Origin of the sequence: Massilia pinisoli (assembly GCF_024753285.1) — a bacterium.
GTDB classification, from domain to species: domain Bacteria; phylum Pseudomonadota; class Gammaproteobacteria; order Burkholderiales; family Burkholderiaceae_D; genus Telluria; species Telluria pinisoli.
In genome coordinates, this window is record NZ_JANUGW010000055.1 from 1 (window position 1) to 1,350 (window position 1,350).

The 1,350-nt window shown below is 62.4% G+C and carries 1 protein-coding gene; it reads right to left on the reverse strand.

The genetic code is table 11. The features are described from left to right. Positions 1–39: 39 nt before the first annotated feature. Positions 40–1,289 (reverse strand): IS3 family transposase gene (locus NX784_RS28705; protein ID WP_370662984.1). Its coding sequence is split into 2 segments (ribosomal slippage): positions 40–1,004 and positions 1,004–1,289, totalling 1,251 coding nucleotides; the frame shifts between segments, so codons are not numbered across the junction. Positions 1,290–1,350 lie beyond the last annotated feature (61 nt).

The following is a 1,350-nucleotide window of genomic DNA, read 5'->3' on the forward strand; positions in this document are numbered from 1 at the left end:
TAAAGTGGACCCATCAGTCAAGACACTCAGCCGGCTAGTTTAAGCTGTGTCCGTTTCCACTTCAGCAGCTGCCCGGCGCTGCCCCGTACTGCCGATTTTTTCTTGCTCCAGGTCCGCGTCGCCGAACTTGTCGACGATCAGCGCACCGCCTCCGACACCGGCGCGGTAGACATGATCCGGCGTCTCGTAGCCCAACGCCTGATGCGGTCGCTCGGCGTTGTAGAACGCAAAGTACTGCGCCAGGCCGACTGTCAGTTCGGCCATGTTGGCGTAGCCCTTCAGGTACACGTCCTCGTACTTTACGTTGCGCCACAAGCGCTCGACGAAGATGTTGTCCAGCGCCCGTCCGCGCCCGTCCATGCTGATCGCCACGCCTTCGCGCTTGAGCATGCCGGTGAAGGCATCGCCGGTGAACTGCGAGCCCTGGTCGCTGTTGAATACCTTGGGCCTCCCGTGGTGGCGCAGCGCGTCTTCCAGGCAGTCCACGCAGAACGACGCGTCCATGCTGTTGCTGATGCGCCAGGCCAGCACCCGGCGCGAGTACCAGTCGATGATCGCCACCAGGTAGGCAAAGCCACGCGCCAGGCGGATATAGGTCAGATCCGTACTCCACACCTGATTCGGCCGCGTGACCGCTACCCCTCGCAACAGGTAGGGATAGACCTTGTGCCGCGGATGCGGCTTGCTGGTTGCAGGGCCCGGCGCCATGCCCGCCAGTCCCATTTCCCGCATCAGGCGCTGCACGCGCTTGCGATTGACCCGGCGTCCTCGACCCCGCAGGAACACCGCCATGCGCCGGCTACCGTAGAACGGCCGGCTGGTGTACTCCTCGTCGATCAGGGCGCGCAGTCGGTCGTCTTCCTCGTTCATGCATGCCTGGCGTGTTACCGCTTCCAGCCGCCGATACACCGTCGAACGCGGCACGCCGGCCAGCTCGCACTGCATCGTCAGCGGCATCTTGTCTTCCCGCGCAATCCACCGTGCCCTCTCGGCAGGGCTCATTCCCCAAGCTTTTTTTTGAGCCAATCCACCTGCATTTTCAGCTTGCCGATCTCGCTGTACAGCTTGTCCTCGGGACTGCTTTCGTCCACCGGCTTCGGCCCGCGCTTGACGTCGAACAACGCCCCGGCGTTCTCCAGAATCTCCTTCTTCCACTGCGTCACCAACTGCGGATGCACGTCGTGCTCCTGCGCGATCTCGTTGATCGTCTTCACCCCGCGCACCGCTTCCAGCCCGACCTTGGCCTTGAACTCGGCGCTGTGCACCCTGCGTTTTTTACCTTCACTCATTCGCTGTCATCCTTTCGCGGACGACAGCTTAAACCACCGTCTCAAATTCGGGGTCCACTAT